The sequence below is a fragment of the Shewanella sp. GD03713 genome (assembly GCF_029843705.1).
Classification (GTDB): Bacteria; Pseudomonadota; Gammaproteobacteria; order Enterobacterales; family Shewanellaceae; genus Shewanella.
Map to the genome: position 1 here is coordinate 1,154,127 of NZ_JAOCIW010000001.1, position 16,028 is coordinate 1,170,154.

Annotated in this window: 16 protein-coding genes and 2 tRNA genes; 17 read left to right on the forward strand and 1 reads right to left on the reverse strand. The window is 48.2% G+C overall.

The features are described from left to right. Window positions 1-120 precede the first annotated feature (120 nt). The 7 genes from N5E87_RS05135 to secF all read left to right on the forward strand — a co-directional run bounded on the left by N5E87_RS05135 (window position 121) and on the right by secF (window position 6,798). Window positions 121-717 carry a PepSY-associated TM helix domain-containing protein gene (locus tag N5E87_RS05135; protein WP_086903712.1) on the forward strand — a complete coding sequence of 199 codons (597 nt, stop codon included), beginning with the start codon at window positions 121-123 and terminating at the stop codon, window positions 715-717. A 16-nt stretch (window positions 718-733) separates the two neighbouring features. After that, a complete protein-coding gene (locus N5E87_RS05140) occupies window positions 734-1,246 on the forward strand; it encodes a DUF2271 domain-containing protein (RefSeq protein ID WP_167373712.1) in 513 nt (170 codons plus the stop codon). 29 nt (window positions 1,247-1,275) lie between these two features. After that, the gene (locus N5E87_RS05145; RefSeq protein WP_011716132.1) at window positions 1,276-2,094 is read left to right on the forward strand and encodes a DUF4198 domain-containing protein; all 819 of its coding nucleotides are present in this window, start codon (window positions 1,276-1,278) and stop codon (window positions 2,092-2,094) included. Window positions 2,095-2,340: 246 nt separating this feature from the next. Next, entirely contained in the window at window positions 2,341-2,817 is a 477-nt protein-coding gene (gene greA / locus N5E87_RS05150) for a transcription elongation factor GreA (RefSeq protein WP_011621805.1), read from the forward strand. A 314-nt stretch (window positions 2,818-3,131) separates the two neighbouring features. Beyond that, complete coding sequence (locus N5E87_RS05155) at window positions 3,132-3,659, forward strand: hypothetical protein (RefSeq protein WP_011621806.1); 528 nt, start codon at window positions 3,132-3,134, stop codon at window positions 3,657-3,659. Window positions 3,660-4,036: 377 nt separating this feature from the next. Continuing rightward, complete coding sequence (gene secD / locus N5E87_RS05160; RefSeq protein WP_279775132.1) at window positions 4,037-5,911, forward strand: protein translocase subunit SecD; 1,875 nt, start codon at window positions 4,037-4,039, stop codon at window positions 5,909-5,911. Window positions 5,912-5,913: 2 nt separating this feature from the next. Next, window positions 5,914-6,798, forward strand: coding sequence for a protein translocase subunit SecF (gene secF, locus N5E87_RS05165; protein WP_126512608.1), 885 nt, complete (start codon window positions 5,914-5,916; stop codon window positions 6,796-6,798). A 57-nt stretch (window positions 6,799-6,855) separates the two neighbouring features. Here the strand turns inward: secF and yhbY are convergent, their stop codons facing one another. Then, on the reverse strand, window positions 6,856-7,155 hold the full coding sequence (gene yhbY, locus N5E87_RS05170; protein WP_011716136.1) for a ribosome assembly RNA-binding protein YhbY: 300 nt from the start codon (window positions 7,153-7,155) through the stop codon (window positions 6,856-6,858). A 90-nt stretch (window positions 7,156-7,245) separates the two neighbouring features. Between yhbY and rlmE the strand changes: the two genes are divergently transcribed. From rlmE to nusA, 10 genes are all read left to right on the forward strand, one after another. Then, entirely contained in the window at window positions 7,246-7,875 is a 630-nt protein-coding gene (gene rlmE / locus N5E87_RS05175; RefSeq protein WP_011621809.1) for a 23S rRNA (uridine(2552)-2'-O)-methyltransferase RlmE, read from the forward strand. Window positions 7,876-7,904: 29 nt separating this feature from the next. After that, entirely contained in the window at window positions 7,905-9,878 is a 1,974-nt protein-coding gene (gene ftsH / locus N5E87_RS05180) for an ATP-dependent zinc metalloprotease FtsH (protein ID WP_164717925.1), read from the forward strand. A gap of 159 nt (window positions 9,879-10,037) precedes the next feature. Beyond that, window positions 10,038-10,871 carry a dihydropteroate synthase gene (gene folP / locus N5E87_RS05185; protein ID WP_086903708.1) on the forward strand — a complete coding sequence of 278 codons (834 nt, stop codon included), beginning with the start codon at window positions 10,038-10,040 and terminating at the stop codon, window positions 10,869-10,871. 74 nt (window positions 10,872-10,945) lie between these two features. Beyond that, entirely contained in the window at window positions 10,946-12,283 is a 1,338-nt protein-coding gene (glmM, locus tag N5E87_RS05190) for a phosphoglucosamine mutase (RefSeq protein ID WP_086903707.1), read from the forward strand. Between the two features lie 193 nt (window positions 12,284-12,476). Continuing rightward, entirely contained in the window at window positions 12,477-13,259 is a 783-nt protein-coding gene (tpiA, locus tag N5E87_RS05195) for a triose-phosphate isomerase (RefSeq protein WP_011071430.1), read from the forward strand. Window position 13,260: 1 nt separating this feature from the next. After that, window positions 13,261-13,593 carry a preprotein translocase subunit SecG gene (gene secG, locus N5E87_RS05200; RefSeq protein ID WP_011716140.1) on the forward strand — a complete coding sequence of 111 codons (333 nt, stop codon included), beginning with the start codon at window positions 13,261-13,263 and terminating at the stop codon, window positions 13,591-13,593. A gap of 11 nt (window positions 13,594-13,604) precedes the next feature. Further along, a tRNA-Leu gene (locus N5E87_RS05205) sits at window positions 13,605-13,691 on the forward strand. A gap of 83 nt (window positions 13,692-13,774) precedes the next feature. Continuing rightward, window positions 13,775-13,851, forward strand: a tRNA-Met gene (locus N5E87_RS05210). 170 nt (window positions 13,852-14,021) lie between these two features. Beyond that, window positions 14,022-14,477, forward strand: coding sequence for a ribosome maturation factor RimP (rimP, locus tag N5E87_RS05215; RefSeq protein ID WP_011716141.1), 456 nt, complete (start codon window positions 14,022-14,024; stop codon window positions 14,475-14,477). Between the two features lie 29 nt (window positions 14,478-14,506). Then, entirely contained in the window at window positions 14,507-16,006 is a 1,500-nt protein-coding gene (gene nusA, locus N5E87_RS05220; RefSeq protein ID WP_086903705.1) for a transcription termination factor NusA, read from the forward strand. Window positions 16,007-16,028: the final 22 nt, after the last annotated feature.

The following is a 16,028-nucleotide window of genomic DNA, read 5'->3' on the forward strand; positions in this document are numbered from 1 at the left end:
TTTGTTGATAATAAATATCATTTACTCTCTATCCCATTAACTTTCGTTAATACAGGCTATTAGCTAACGGTTGGTGGCGATTTAGGCGCTTGCCTAATATCCCTTCTTGAGAGTCAGTCATTGAAATTAAAAGTTAGTAAATCATCGCTTTCCTTCGCTCGGATTATTCATGTTTATGTCTCTATGGCACTGCTGCTGTTAATGCTGTTTTTTGCCGTAACCGGGATCACCTTAAACCATCCCAATTGGTTTTCATCAGCAGATCAAGAGCCGCGACGTGAACAGTTTGATATTCCTAACTATTTGATACCCGCAGCGCCGCAGGAGCCTGAGTGGCGTTTAGCGGCGGGGCATTGGTTAAAAAGCCAGTGGGATATGGATATTGGCACTGCCGATATCGATGAGGATGAGATAAGCCTAGTGAATAAAGGCCCAGGCACGTATCGCACCGTCACCTTAGATCTGCTCGACGGCAAAGCCTATGTTGAGACCTTAGATTATGGCGTTGTTGCAGTGCTTAACGATCTGCACAAGGGGCGCAATACTGGGATAGTCTGGGCTTGGGTGTTAGATCTCTGCGCCTTGCTGATTATTCTCTTTTCGCTCACCGGCGCTTATTTGCTGCTGCCTCAAACGAAACGACTTAAAAAATCCTTGTTTTATATGGTGCTCGTCAGCTCAGGCTGTGCACTTGTGTATGTCTACTTTGTTCCATAGGGAGAACCGATTAATGATGCGTCAGCTTATTCGCACCAGCGCCATCGGTGCGTTGTTTGTGAGTTCAGCGGTATTTGCCGCGCCAAAAATGACCGTTGATTTGACCTTGCCTGAAATTACCGAAGGCCAGTATCACCGTCCCTATGTGGCCGTGTGGGTTGAGGATGCCAAGGGCCAAACCGTTAAAACCTTAAGCCTATGGGTATGGGACGAGGGCCATAAATGGCTTAAGGACATTCGCCGTTGGTGGCGAAAGGCGGGGCGTGAAGACATGAGTTTTGTTGACGGTATTGCCTCGGCGACCAAGCCTGCAGGTCATTACAAAATTGATTGGGACTTAACGGATGACGCGGGTAAGCCGCTGACTCCAGCCTCCTACACAGTGTTTATCGAAGTGGTGCGCGAGCACGGCGGGCGTGACCTCGTGAGACAAAATATTGATTTAACGGCGGGGGATTTTACCGCCCAACTACCAGCGACCACTGAAACTGGCGTGATTGATATTCGCTTAAGCGGTATGACTCGCTAAGCCCTGCACTTTACTGAAAGGATATGAAGATGAAACTACGTTTACTTGCCTTAGTTAGCGCGCTCTGCATCAGCCCATTGGCGAGCAGCCATGACCGCTGGATTTTACCTAGCCACTATAACGTCTCGGCCGAAAGCCAAGAGGCGGTGTGGATCACCTCGGATGTGTCTGCCAGTAACCAAGTCTTTATGTTTGATAAGCCGGTCACCGCCAGCGATGTACGAGTGTACTTACCCGATGGCAAGCCAAGCTCTCCAAGTTCAAGTTACACTGGTGGTCGTAAATCGGTTTTCGACGTGCAATTACTGCAAGACGGTACCTATAAGTTTGAAAAGGAAGTCACGCCGAGATACTTTTCTGTTTATAAAATCAAAGGTAAAGAAGGCATGGTTCGCAGTCGACTCGATAAAAAAGCGACAGCGGCCGTGATGCCAAAGGATGCCTATGAGCTAAAAGGTTCATTAAATGTGGCGCGGGTCGAAACCTATGTGACCCGCAACAAACCCACCGATAAGGTATTAGCACCGAAAGGTGAATACTTGGAATTGGTGCCTATTACCCATCCCGCTGATATCGTTGAAAATGAACCCGCAACACTGCAGTTTGTTTACGATGGTAAACCTGTCGAGGGCGTGAGTGTGGCGATCATGAAGGATGGCAGCCTGTACCGTAATAAGCCGGAAGAAATCAGTTTAACTTCGGATAAAGAAGGTAAAGTGGCGATGACGCTGCCAGCTGCTGGTCGTTATCTGCTGCATGCTTCAATCGAACGTCCAAGTCCTGATAAATCTCTTGCCGATAAAACAGTTAGCGAAATCTTTTTGACCTTCGAAGCTGGGCTTGAATAAGCGCATGCTTTAACGCTCCCCATGCCCACAAATTTATTTGTGGGCATTTTGCCCCACTTAAGTTCGCACTATTATACTTTGGCACTAGCATCTGAGCGTGAGCTTCAGTAAGCTGCACTGGTGCATAGTTCTTGATGCATCCCAAGCGCATAACGATTAGAATAGCGCAATTCCACCCTGATTTTACTGTGTTGACCTTTAGCGTCGGCACGGGTTGCTTTTGTTTTAAAGGAGACGAAAGAAGTTATGACTAAGGTTCCTATGACAGTTGTCGGTGCAGAACAGCTGCGTAAAGAGTTAGATATGCTCAAGTTTGAACGTCGCCCGAAAATCACTGAAGCGATTGCCTCAGCGAGAGAGTTAGGCGATCTGAAGGAAAACGCGGAATATCATGCTGCCCGTGAAGAGCAAGGGATCTGTGAAGCGCGTATCCGTGACATTGAAGGCAAACTTTCTAACGCGCAGATCATCGACGTGACTAAGATGGCGAACAATGGTCGTATCATTTTTGGTACCACTGTGACTATCCTTAATCTGGATACCGATGCGGAAGTGACTTACCGTATCGTGGGCGACGATGAAGCTAACATCAAAGAAAACCTGATTTCAGTCAACTCTCCGATTGCCCGTGGTTTAGTGGGTAAGAATGAAGGTGATGAAGTGTCGATCGCAACCCCTGGTGGTTTGACCGATTACGAAATTATTTCGGTGCAATACATCTAAGTCTTGGTCTCACCAGACTCGCTTATTTACCGATACGAAGCCGCCTAGCGCGGCTTTTTTATGCCTTTTTTATATCTCAGGCACTGCAATATCAGTGTCCTTGGCGCACAAATAAGCAAGATGGATAAAGTTTAATTTGCCTCTGAGGCGGCGGTTACCTAAGCTGCATGCTTGGAGCTTTCTATGCATTCATCAAGGTTCTTTACGGAAGCTACCCAAGAAAGTGTTGTTTCTTCTGCAAATATTTCATCACGTAAAAGTTGCGTGTATCCAATTAGGAACTGAGTTTGATTAAGCACTGGCGCCAAGGATTAATGTTACTCTGTGTGTCGATCATCTTGATCGCCCATGCGGGTGGCTATGCGCCGCGCAGCTTAACCGCCCAGCAACTGCATCTGGCGCCTAAAACGGTAGCGACAACGGTAGTCACAACTGCGCCTACCGCGGATACGCCGTCACTCACTGCGCAAGATAACACTGCACCACATCACTCAACGGTACAATCGACGGCGAGCGATAAACAAGCTGTCTGTACCGATTCAGATAAGGCACAAGCCACCGATTGCTCAGAGTCTGAATTAGTCAGTCACTCGGATGATTTTAATTTTGCTCCGGCTAACTCCCAGCGTTTTATAAATCTTGTTCAGCATGATATGCGTGAGGTGAAGCCTGTTTACCTGTTAGCCTTTGAGTTCGAACCAGAGCCTGCGCCCGCATTAGGGGAAAATATTCGCCTCGATGCTCGCCCGGATTGGACTCTCTTAGCCGAATCTTCACCAGCGCGGATCTCCGGCTGGAAAGTCTCCAACCTCCAATATCGCTTTAGTCAGCAAGCCGCTTAACTCACCGCTCCCTGTAGCAAGTTAGCAAGGCTTATCCATAACTACCGTTTGAGTTCATCATCTGAACCAGAGGTCGTTAGGGATGTCTTTGATTAACTTTGCATTTTGTCATCCGAAACCTGTACCCGATAACCTAGCATCAAAGCCTGCGGTGTGGTCGCCGAAGGTGCGACTAAATCGCATGGGATTTAAATCCATTCGGTTTAGACGGATTTTAATCGGTTATCACCACTGAGTTTGCTCGCGTTAAGCGTACTCCTTGTGGGATCCGTGTTTACAGGTTTCACCGTAATACAGTGATTGTTCGCTCATGTTTATTAGCACTATTTGCGCAGCATTTGGCTATTAGAGCGGGCAATATCATGCGAGTGATATCTATGGATAAAATTCAGAGTAAAAAGCTGCTAAATCACTATTCAGCTTGGAAATACGTTGTGCTTATCGTCACGATTATCGTGATGTTATTTAGCGCCTTACCGACTTGGTATGGAGAAGATGCCGCCGTGCAGGTGGGCGCTAAAGCGGGGCTTAATTTAACCCCCATTGAACTGCGGGATAAATTAAAGGCGCAGGGCATTGATGTTAAGCGTATCGAAGTTAAGCATACCCAACATGGCAACGCCAATAGCTCAGATGACGGGCAAACCCTTATCGTGCTCAATGATGACAGCGAGCAAACCTTAGTGAAGACCTTAGTGTCATCCATGGTGAGTGAGCCGAAAGAACTTACGCTCGCACTGGTGAGTGCCGCGCCAAGTTGGCTGCAAAATATGGGCTTTGAACCGATTAAACTCGGGCTCGATTTGCGCGGCGGGGTGCAATTTTTGCTGGATGTCGATGTGCAGCCCGTCTATCAAGCCCAAGCCGATGCATTAGTCGAGTCCCTTAGGCAGTTTTTGCGTGAACAGCAAATTCGCGGCGCCAGTGTGCGTATTGATAGCACGCGCGATGACGCAGGGTTGCAAATTGCAATTGCATTAAATGAAGCGGCTGAATCCACTAATAATGCTCGCTCAGCCATTCGCCAGTTTATGCAACAAAGTTATCCGACTTGGCAATTAACCAATGCGGATAATGGCTTAGTCGTAAAGCTCGCTCAAGAAGAGCAAATCAAGTTACGTAATTTAACCGTGCAGCAAAACCTGCAAATTATGCGTAGCCGGATTGAGGAGCTAGGGATTACAGAAGCCTTAGTGCAGCGTCAGGGCGAACACCGTATCCGCATCGAGCTGCCTGGTGTCCAAGACCCCGCCGCTGCGAAAAACGTGATTGGTGCGACCGCAAGCTTGGCCTTTTTTGAGGTTAAAGAATCGGGTTCGGTGAATGCGCAGGTGCTGAAGGATAAATCTGGCAATCCTGTTTATGTTGCACGCACGCCGGTATTGGGCGGCGATCATATTGTCGATGCCCGCGCCAATATTGGCGAAATGGGCATGGCCGAAGTGAACATTCACCTCGACCGAATAGGCGGCCAAAAAATGTCGGAGTTTTCCCGCGCCAATATCGGTAAGCCGATGGCAACATCCTACAGCGAATACAGCCGGGATGAGCAGGGCAAAGCCAAGCAAACCCAAGAGATCATTAGTGTTGCGACTATTCAATCGCAGCTGGGAGATCGTTTCAGGATCACTGGCGCAGGCACCTATCAAGAGGCGCAGCAATTAGCCTTGTTGCTACGCGCTGGCTCCATGACGGCGCCTGTAACTATTGTTGAAGAACGTACTATTGGCCCGACCCTTGGCGCCGAAAATATTCAAAACGGCTTTGCAGCGCTCGGCCTTGGTATGGGAATTACCTTGCTGTTTATGGCGCTCTGGTATCGCCGTCTCGGTTGGGTCGCCAACGTGGCCTTGATTGCCAACATGGTGATCCTCTTTGGTTTGCTGGCGCTGATCCCCGGTGCTGTACTGACCTTACCCGGCATTGCCGGTCTGGTGCTGACAGTTGGTATGGCGGTCGATACCAACGTGCTGATCTTCGAGCGGATTAAAGACAAGTTAAAAGAGGGGCGCAGCTTCGCCCTAGCGATTGACACTGGCTTTGACAGTGCGTTCTCAACCATTTTCGACGCTAACTTCACCACTATGATCACCGCGGTAGTGCTCTATTCCATCGGTAATGGCCCCATCCAAGGCTTCGCCTTGACCTTAGGTTTAGGTCTGTTGACCAGTATGTTTACCGGTATTTTTGCCTCAAGAGCCTTAATCAACCTAGTGTATGGGCGTGATGCGCGCCGTCATGTGAGGGTATAACTATGAAGAATCTCAATCTGACCAAATGGCGTTATGTGTCGAGCGCTATCTCTATCTTTTTAATGTTGGCCTCTCTCACCATTATTGGTATGAAAGGCTTTAACTGGGGCTTAGACTTTACTGGCGGTGTGGTGACCGAGGTGCAGCTCGATAGGCGGATCACCAGTAGCGAGCTGCAACCGCTATTGAACGCGGCTTATCAGCAAGAGGTGACAGTGATTTCGGCTAGCGAGCCCGGACGCTGGGTATTGCGCTATGCCGACACAGCACAGAGTAATGTCGATATTCAAGAAACCTTAGCGCCACTGGGTGAGGTGCAAGTACTGAACACCAGTATTGTCGGCCCGCAAGTGGGTAAAGAGTTAGCCGAGCAGGGCGGTCTTGCTTTGTTGGTGGCCATGCTGTGTATCTTAGGCTATTTGAGTTATCGCTTCGAATGGCGTCTCGCCTCCGGTGCGTTGTTTGCATTGGTGCACGACGTGATTTTCGTGCTCGCGTTTTTCTCATTAACCCAAATGGAGTTTAATTTAACCGTGCTCGCCGCCGTGCTGGCGATTTTAGGCTATTCGCTCAACGATTCGATCATTATTGCCGACCGGATCCGAGAGTTATTGATTGCTAAGCCAAAGCTTGCTATCCAAGAGATTAACAACCAAGCGATTGTCGCGACATTTTCCCGTACCATGGTAACCTCGGGAACCACCTTAATGACGGTGGGTGCGTTATGGATTATGGGCGGAGGGCCGTTAGAAGGATTCTCGATTGCCATGTTTATCGGCATTTTAACTGGCACTTTCTCATCAATATCGGTCGGGACTTCATTGCCCGAATTTTTGGGATTAACGCCAGAGCATTATAAAGTGCAAGTCATCACAGATACGCCATAAGTGCTAAAAACAAAACGGCCACTCGCTTGAGTGGCCGTTTTGTTTAAGGCTGGAAAATTACTTAGCTCTTGGCAGGGCAATTTTCATTTCAGGCGATTGACGATAAATCACCAGAATATGACCAATAAGTTGCACTTTTGCAGATTGAGTTTCACGTACTATGGCATCAACGATGGCATTTTTTAGCTCTCTATCGGTAGAGGCTACTTTCACTTTAATCAGTTCATGATAAGCGAGTGCGCTTTCAATTTCAGCGAGTACACCTTCAGTCAATCCATTGGCACCAAGCAGCACCACTGGCTTTAAATTGTGCGCCAGACCTTTTAAATGCTGTTTTTGTTTGGTTGTTAAGTTCATTTCTACCAACTTTTGCTGAGTTACTGTTGAAAAACCGCTATTCTACCCTTATATAGCCCTTGTGTAACTCTCAATTGTTGCGGATTTTAAATGTCAGGTAAAAAACGTACGGCCAGTTCCACCCGTTGGATGCAGGAACACTTTGATGATCATTATGTCAAACTAGCACAGAAACGGGGATTGCGTTCTCGCGCTGCGTTCAAGCTTGAGGAGCTCCAGGAGAAGGACCAATTGATCCGCCCTGGAATGACTGTGGTGGACTTAGGTGCGGCTCCAGGTGGTTGGTCTCAAATAGCCGTCAAGCTGACCGGAGATAAAGGTAAAGTGATCGCCTGTGATATTTTGCCAATGGATCCCATCGTCGGCGTGGATTTCTTGCAAGGGGACTTTCGTGAAGAGAAAGTGCTCGAAGCATTGCTAACTCGCGTCGGTGCGGATAAGGTTGACGTTGTATTGTCTGATATGGCGCCCAACATGAGTGGTTCCGATGGTGTCGATCAGCCGCGCGCCATGTATTTAGTCGAACTGGCGTTAGATATGTGTCATCAAGTATTGGCACCTAACGGCAGTTTTGCGGTCAAAGTCTTTCAGGGGGAGGGGTTTGACGAATATATGAAGGCGGTAAAAGACGCATTCAAAGTAGTAAAAACACGTAAACCGGACTCGTCGCGGGCACGCTCCCGTGAAGTCTATCTTGTGGCGACAGGGTACAAGTTGTAGTACCCTAGCGTTAATCATCGCAAGACTTTATGAGGTCTAGTAATTTGAGTGACATGGCAAAAAATCTAATACTCTGGGTTGTCATCGCCGTTGTGCTGATGTCAGTGTTTCAGGGTTACTCCCCCTCTTCTTCGTCATCGCAGAAGATGGATTATTCTACGTTCCTAGACAATGTTCGTGATGGACAAGTCGCCAGTGTTGAAGTGAAAAGTGACCAACGTACTATCGAAGGTTCTAAGCGCACGGGCGAAAAATTCACGACCATCATGCCACTGTATGACCAAGATTTAATTAATGATCTTGACCGTAAAGGCATCACCATGAAAGGCCAAGAAGCCGAAGAGTCGGGTTTCTTAACCCAGATCTTTATTTCTTGGTTCCCGATGTTGCTGCTGATTGGGGTATGGATTTTCTTTATGCGCCAGATGCAGGGCGGCGGTGGCAAAGGCGCTATGTCCTTTGGCAAGAGCAAAGCCAAGCTGATGAGCGAAGATCAAATCAAGACCACTTTTGCTGACGTTGCTGGCTGTGATGAAGCCAAAGAAGAAGTGAAAGAGCTGGTCGATTATCTGCGTGATCCAACCAAATTCCAAAAACTGGGTGGCCGTATTCCAACGGGCGTGCTCATGGTTGGCCCACCAGGTACAGGTAAAACCTTACTGGCTAAAGCGATTGCGGGCGAGTCAAAGGTACCTTTCTTTACCATTTCTGGTTCTGACTTCGTAGAAATGTTCGTCGGTGTCGGTGCATCTCGTGTGCGTGACATGTTCGAACAAGCGAAAAAATCAGCCCCTTGTATTATCTTCATCGACGAAATCGATGCCGTAGGTCGCCAACGTGGTGCTGGCTTAGGTGGTGGTCACGATGAACGTGAGCAAACCCTTAACCAAATGCTGGTTGAGATGGACGGCTTCGAAGGTAACGAAGGGATTATCGTGATTGCGGCAACCAACCGCCCAGACGTATTAGACTCTGCGCTGCTGCGTCCAGGTCGTTTCGACCGTCAAGTGGTTGTGGGTCTACCGGACGTTCGCGGTCGTGAGCAAATCCTTAAAGTGCATATGCGTAAAGTGCCGCTTTCTGAAGATGTGAAAGCAAGCGTAATTGCTCGCGGTACGCCAGGTTTCTCCGGTGCCGATTTAGCCAACTTAGTCAACGAAGCTGCACTATTTGCGGCGCGTGGTAATCGCCGTGTTGTCGGTATGGAAGAATTCGAGCGCGCTAAAGACAAGATCATGATGGGTGCTGAGCGCCGCTCTATGGTGATGTCAGAAGCCGAGAAAGAAATGACGGCATACCACGAAGCAGGCCACGCGATTGTGGGATGTTTAGTGCCAGAACATGACCCTGTGCACAAGGTAACCATTATCCCACGTGGTCGTGCGCTGGGTGTGACCTTCTTCTTACCTGAAGCCGATGCGATTAGCCAAAGCCGTCGTAAGTTAGAAAGCCAGATTTCGGTTGCCTACGGTGGTCGTTTAGCCGAAGAGCTGATCTACGGCAGCGAAAAAGTGTCTACAGGCGCTTCGCAAGATATTAAATACGCGACATCGATTGCCCGTAACATGGTGACCCAGTGGGGCTTCTCCGACAAACTCGGTCCATTACTCTATGCCGAGGAAGAAGGTGAAGTGTTCTTAGGTCGTAGCATGGGTAAAGCCAAGGCAATGTCCGATGAAACCGCGACAGTTATCGATGCCGAGGTGAAAGCCTTTATCGATAAAAACTATGGCCGCGCTAAGCAAATTCTGCTGGATAACATCGATATTCTACATTCGATGAAAGACGCGCTGATGAAGTATGAAACCATTGACTCACTGCAAATTGACGATTTGATGAACCGTCGTGAAGTGCGTCAGCCTGCCGATTGGCAAGCGGATGACAATGGTTCAAACGACAAAGGCAATGGCAAAGGTGAACCTGCCGTTAAAGTTGACGAAGTGGTAAAGACCGCTCCTGTTGAGGCAGAGCTGAAAGATGCTGATGAGTCACCCGTTAAGTAGCGGTTGTTAATTGAAAGAGAACCCCGTTAAGGGGTTTTCTTGTTTTATCTTGCTAGAAAATTGACTGCGCTGTCATTCAATATAAATCAGTCATTTGAATGAACCCGCGCAGTAAACGGATGAAACGCGCTAGCAAGCTGTCCCATATGGAGTCAATGCGTGTTTGAATTAATTGCTGGAACCAAACGCTTATCCTTAGCTTCGCCCGTCGTGATGGGCATTCTGAATGTTACTCCCGATTCTTTTTCCGACGGTGGAAAGTTCTCTTCCTTTGAATTAGCTTGCCAACATGCCGATGACATGGTGGCCCAAGGTGCGCTTATCATCGATATCGGCGGTGAGTCGACAAGGCCGGGTGCGGCCGATGTGACGGTTGAGGATGAACTTGCCCGTGTGATCCCTCTGGTGGAATATGTCGCTAAACATCATGATGTGTGGATTTCAGTCGATACCAGTAAACCGGAAGTGATGCGACAAGCGGTGAATGCTGGTGCGCATTTAATCAACGATGTGCGAGCCTTGTTAGAGCCAGGGGCATTAGAGACAGCGGCTCAGCTAAATGTACCCATCTGTTTAATGCACATGCAGGGCGCGCCGCGCAGTATGCAAACGGCGCCGGAATACCAGGACGTTGTTGCCGATGTTGCTGAGTTTTTGTGCGAGCGTATTCAAGCCTGCATCGATGCGGGGATCCCGCGGGAACGATTGTTAATCGACCCGGGTTTTGGTTTTGGCAAAACCTTAGAACATAACTATGAACTACTCGCGAAGTTAGAGCGTTTTGAGCAGTTTGAGTTGCCGATATTGATAGGTTTATCCCGTAAGAGCATGATAGGAAACCTTCTCGCTAGACCGACCTCCGAGCGTCTAGCGGGGAGCCTTGCTGGTGCCATGATAGCGGCCCAGAAAGGGGCACATATCATTCGTGTCCATGATGTCCCTGAAACTGTTGATATGCTGAAAGTGTTACAAGCGACACAGGCATCTCTATAAAGGCTATTTTTGTTAAGTATTTCATTAATATTATGATCCCAACCGAAGGGACACATTGAAGTTTGTGGGGCGATATGAGCGAACGTAAATTTTTTGGAACCGATGGTATTCGTGGCAAGGTAGGTTCAGGCCAGATGACTCCCGAGCTGGCATTAAAGTTGGGTTGGGCAGCTGGACGTGTGTTATCCCGCAGCGGCACGAAAAAAGTGATTATTGGTAAAGATACTCGTATTTCGGGTTATATGTTTGAATCTGCCTTAGAGGCGGGTCTTTCAGCAGCGGGCCTCAATGTAATGTTAATGGGGCCCATGCCAACACCCGCTGTGGCATATCTTACTCGCACTTTCCGCGCCGAAGCGGGGGTGGTGATCAGTGCATCCCACAATCCATACTACGATAACGGCATTAAATTTTTCTCCAATGATGGCAGCAAGCTGGACGATAACTTAGAGCTTGAAATTGAAGCCGAATTGGAAAAGCCCTTAGAGTGTGTCGAGTCGCATTTATTGGGCAAAGTGTCACGTATCGAAGATGCGCGTGGCCGTTATATCGAATATTGCAAGGGTAACTTCCCTGCGGATCAAACCCTAACAGGGTTAAAAATTGTCGTGGACTGTGCTCACGGAGCGACCTATCACATTGCACCTGCGGTATTCCGTGAGTTAGGCGCAGAGGTGATTGCGATTGGTGATAAGCCCAATGGCGTCAACATCAATGACAAAGTGGGCGCCACGTCCATGGCGAAAATTTGCGAAACCGTATTGACCGAGGGCGCCGATTTAGGGATTGCACTCGATGGTGACGGTGACCGTATTATGATGGTCAACAGCCGTGGTGAAGTTATCGATGGTGACCAAATTCTCTATATTCTGGCCTGCGATGCTAAAGCCCGTGGCGTGCTGCGTGGTGGCGTTGTCGGCACGCTAATGTCTAACCTAGGCCTCGATTTAGCCTTACAAGCCTTAGATATTCCCTTTGCTCGCTCTAAAGTGGGTGACCGTTATGTGATGGAGTTATTGAAAGAACTCGATTGGCGCATTGGCGGTGAAAACTCGGGGCATATCCTTAACCTTGACCATGGCACGACGGGAGATGGTATCGTGGCAGGTATCTTGGTATTGGCGGCAATGCGTCGACAAAATGCCACATTAGAGCAACTCACGGCCCCGATGGAGATGCTGCCACAGGTGTTAGTGAATGTGCGTTTTGAGGGGGAACACGACCCATTAAGCTCAGATAAAGTTAAAGCCGCCCAAGCTCAGGTTGAATCACAACTGGGTGCCCGAGGTCGCGTATTACTACGTAAATCAGGTACTGAACCGTTAATTCGCGTAATGGTTGAAGGTGATGATCACAATACTGTGTTAGCGCACGCCAATTTGATCGCAGATGCGGTAAAATCGGCGAGCTAATCAGACCAATCTTTAGTCGAGTGCAGCTGATACCGATTAAAAATGAAGGTGTTAGCTGCATTAATGAGCAAGAATAGGGTTTGGCGTGTAAAAAGTAAGCATTCCAACCTAATATCTGAAAAATTTCGAATTTAGCTATTGTAACTTAATAAGTGGTTCGCTATTATTCACGCCGCTTTCAGAGGAGATAGTGATGGCACTCAGACGTCCTATGGTAGCTGGCAATTGGAAGATGAACGGCAGCGCGGCATTAGCCCAAGAGTTGTTCAAGAAATTTGCCTCAAAGCTCCAAAATGATTCAGCTGAAGTGGTTTTATGCCCGCCTTCTATCTATCTAGAAAGCGTAAGGCAACTGCTAGAAGCAAACAAGGAAGCGTTAGACGGTTCACTTGTTAGGATGGGCGCTCAAAATTTAAGTCAACATGACTTTGGCGCTTATACCGGAGAAGTTTCGGGCCAGATGCTTAAAGATTGCGGATGTCGATATGTCATTATCGGGCATTCAGAACGTCGCCGTATGTACGGAGAGACGAGTAATATCGTAGCGGAGAAATTCGCTGCAGCACAAAAGCACGGTTTAACCCCCATTCTATGCGTGGGTGAGTCGGGTCCAGCACGTGAAGCAAGACGTACCTTCGAGGTGATTGCGGAAGAGTTGGATATAGTGATCCAGAAAAATGGCACTATGGCTTTTGATAACGCCATTATCGCTTACGAGCCGTTATGGGCCGTAGGGACTGGTAAGAGCGCGACACCAGAGCAGGCACAAGAAGTACATGCGTTTATACGCAAGCGTCTCTCTGAAGTGTCTCCGTTTATCGGAGAAAATATCAGGATTTTGTACGGTGGCAGTGTGACACCGAGTAATGCGGCAGATTTATTTGCCCAACCTGATGTTGATGGTGGACTGATTGGCGGTGCCAGTTTAAACTCTACCGAGTTTTTAAGTCTGTGTACCATAGCGATGAGCGCATAATATGTATGAAGTTTTAGTAGTTGTTTACTTGTTGGTTGCATTAGGTTTAATTGGCCTGATCTTAATCCAGCAAGGCAAAGGAGCTGACATGGGGGCCTCATTTGGCGCCGGTGCATCAGGTACCTTATTCGGTTCAAGCGGTTCAGGTAACTTCCTGACACGTACAACGGCGATTCTGGCCATTGCGTTTTTCACGTTAAGTCTGCTGATTGGCAACTTAAGTGCAAACCACGCAAAAAATGAAGATGCATGGAAAAATTTAGGTGCTGATGAACAGGTTACTCAACCAGTTGATCAAGCAACCGAAAAGTCAGAAACGAAAATTCCTGACTAGTAAAAGGTGTCGCCGAGGTGGTGAAATTGGTAGACGCGCAGCCTTGAGGTGGCTGTGTCCTAACGGACGTGCGGGTTCAAGTCCCGCTCTCGGCACCATAATATAGCTAAGTGAGACGAAGTAAGCGCTGACTTAGTTATTGCAAGCAAAGACGATAGTCAATATACTTGCACACAGTTGACGCGGGGTGGAGCAGCTTGGTAGCTCGTCGGGCTCATAACCCGAAGGTCGTCGGTTCAAATCCGGCCCCCGCAACCAGCTCCTAGTAACGAATAGTGTTTGAATTCGTTATGGTTTACAGGTTCTTGAAGCTAATAACCTCGTCATTACGGGGTTTTTTGTTATCTGGGACTTTTAAATTTGTCGTATCCGATGCGACGTTTTACTAGGGCTATTAAGCCCTTTTTTGTTTTTTCCGGGGGTCAATTTTGGCAACATTAGAATCCAGACTGGCAGACATGCTCAAAGTGCCTGTGGAGGCATTAGGCTTCCAACTTTGGGGCATTGAATATGTACAAGCGGGTAAACATTCAATCCTGCGCGTGTTCATTGATGGTGAGAATGGTATCAATATCGAAGATTGTGCCAACGTAAGTCGCCAAGTCAGCGCTGTACTCGATGTTGAAGACCCTATTTCGACCGAATATACCTTAGAGGTTTCTTCACCAGGTGTAGATAGACCGCTGTTCACTGCTGAACAATATGCGGCCTACGTCGGTGAGGATGTCAAGCTTCAACTGACAATGCCTGTCGCGGGCAGTCGTAATTTAAAAGGCGCCATTACACAGGTTGACGGTCAAATGCTGTCACTCAATGTGAATGGTAAAGAGCTGGTTGTCGCCTTGGATAATATCCGTAAAGGCAACATCATCGCTAAGTTTTGATGGTTTCAAGGTGAACGAGGCAAGACGAAATGAATAAAGAGATTCTGCTAGTCGCTGAGGCGGTTTCAAATGAAAAGGCCGTTCCACGCGAGAAAATTTTTGAAGCGCTAGAAACTGCGCTGGCAACTGCAACCAAGAAAAAATACGAAGGCGATATCGACGTTCGTGTTTCTATCGACCGTAAAACCGGCGCCTATGAAACGTTCCGCCGCTGGATGGTGATCGACGATAACGGTGTTGCGTTAGAAAACCCATACCGCGAAATCACCTTGGAAGCTGCGCGTTACGAAAACCCAGAAATCCAACCTGGCGATTACATCGAAGATCAGATCGAATCTGTCGCCTTTGACCGTATTACGACGCAAACCGCTAAGCAAGTGATCGTACAAAAAGTACGTGAAGCTGAGCGTGCGCAAGTCGTTGAACAGTTCCAAGATAAAGAAGGCGAGCTGATCACTGGTGTAGTGAAAAAAGCGACCCGTGAAAGCGTGGTTGTTGACTTAGGTAACAACGCTGACGGCGTATTGTTCCGTGAAGATTTAATTTCACGTGAATCATTCCGTCCTGGTGACCGTGTCCGTGCACTGCTGTATTCAGTACGCCCAGAAGCCCGCGGCGCGCAGTTATTCTTAACTCGCACTAAGCCAGACATGCTGATTGAGCTGTTCCGTGTTGAAGTACCTGAAATTGCCGATGAGCTTATCGAAGTCATGGGCGCTGCGCGTGACCCAGGTGCACGCGCTAAGATCGCCGTGAAGTCAAACGACCGTCGTATCGACCCAATCGGTGCTTGCGTCGGTATGCGTGGCGCACGTGTACAAGCTGTATCGAATGAACTCGGTGGCGAGCGTGTGGATATCGTGTTGTGGGATGATAATCCAGCACAATATGTGATCAACGCAATGGCGCCTGCCGATGTGGCTTCTATCATCGTTGATGAAGACAACCACTCAATGGATATCGCCGTTGAAGCGGAAAGTCTGGCACAAGCGATTGGCCGTAACGGTCAAAACGTGCGTTTAGCGACTCAGCTGACTGGTTGGGAACTGAACGTAATGACAGTGGAAGACATGAACAAGAAGCACCAAGCCGAGAGCGCTAAGGTGAAGAGCTTATTCATGAACGCACTGGATGTAGATGAAGATTTTGCTCAAGTACTGGCTGACGAAGGTTTTACTTCTCTCGAAGAAGTGGCTTACGTGCCTGTATCTGAATTATTAGCAATTGATGGCTTCGATGAAGATATCGTTGAAGCATTACGTGAGCGTGCAAAAGCGGCGATCTCTACTCGAGCTCTCGCCACTGAAGAAGCACTAGATGGTGTGGAGCCAAGTGAAGAGTTATTAGCACTTGAAGGTGTTGAAAGACACTTAGCCTATGTTTTAGCAAGCAAAGGTATCGTGACTCTAGAAGACTTGGCTGAACAAGGCATTGATGATTTGATCGAAATTGAAGAATTGACAGAAGAAAAAGCAGGTGCGCTGATCATGGCAGCCCGCAACATCTGTTGGTTTGGCGAAGAAGCATAAGTCGATCAACAGGGGGATTTAA